Source organism: Pseudomonas profundi, from assembly GCF_008638305.1.
Lineage (GTDB): Bacteria > Pseudomonadota > Gammaproteobacteria > Pseudomonadales > Pseudomonadaceae > Halopseudomonas > Halopseudomonas profundi.
On the sequence record NZ_VTPZ01000042.1, the window covers coordinates 1 to 1,020 of the forward strand.

A 1,020-nucleotide genomic window follows, 5' to 3' on the forward strand; every position below is an offset into this window, starting at 1 on the left:
ACCCTCGACACCGCCATCCGCGAAACCGAGGCGCTGATCGGTAAGCTAAAGGTCGTCAAGCAGGGCCTGCTGCACGACCTGCTGACCCGCGGCATCGACGCTAACGGTCAACTGCGCCCGCCACAGAGTGAGGCGCCACAGCTCTACAAGGAATCGCCGTTGGGGTGGATTCCGAGAGAGTGGGATGTCCAGTCGCTGGACAAAATAACAGCAACACCGATCTGTTATGGCATCGTCCAAGTGCTTGATTACGTGTCTTCTGGCGTACCTGTGCTGGCTATCAGGGACCTGCTCGGTGACTACGCAACGGGCATTCATAGAACGGCCAGCAGCATCGATTTAGCCTACCCTAGAAGCCGTGTCAAGCCGGGTGACGTCCTCCTGTCGATCAAAGGTACGATAGGACGGATTGGCATGGTTCCTCCGCACTTCCTTGGCAATATAAGCCGAGACATCGCGCTTATCAGACCGACCAGCGGTATTCGTTCTCAGTTTCTTGCTCAGATGCTTCGGTCGCCGATTGGCCAAACCATAATCAAACAGGCACAGGTGGGTACTACCCGCGCCGAAATCTCGATAGCCCCTTTGCGCAAACTGGAAATTGCCTTCCCTGATGTGAAGGAGCAGGTTCGTACTGAAGAAATTCTAGAGTCAGCTGATATTCGTCTTGAGGAGGAGCAAGCAAAACTCAATAAGCTAAAGTCACAAAAAATCGGCCTGATGAATGATCTGCTGACCGGTCGCGTTCGCGTCACCCCCGCTGTTGCACAAACGGAAGCCTGACATGCCCCCGCGCTTGCCGCCCCGCGAAACCCTCACAGTCGAGTTCAAGAGTGACCGCAAGAAGCTGTCCGATACCGACCTGATCGAAGCGCTGATCTGTCTGGCCAATGCAGAAGGCGGCGAGCTGTGGCTGGGTGTCGAGGACAATGGCACGGCCACTGGTCTGCATCCTGAGCATAGTCTGCTGAGTGGACTCGCCGGTATGGTGGCGGCGCGGACTTCGCCGTCGTTGTCGGT

The 1,020-nt window shown here is 56.5% G+C and carries 2 protein-coding genes; both read left to right on the forward strand.

Annotation, left to right across the window (positions count from 1 at the left end; translation table 11 throughout):
* Positions 1-783: restriction endonuclease subunit S (locus tag FZE95_RS19475; RefSeq protein ID WP_190324608.1), on the forward strand; the 783-nt coding region annotated here is incomplete at its 5' end.
* A 1-nt stretch (position 784) separates the two neighbouring features.
* On the forward strand, positions 785-1,020 hold a 236-nt coding region (locus FZE95_RS19480; RefSeq protein WP_150302444.1), incomplete at its 3' end, for an AlbA family DNA-binding domain-containing protein.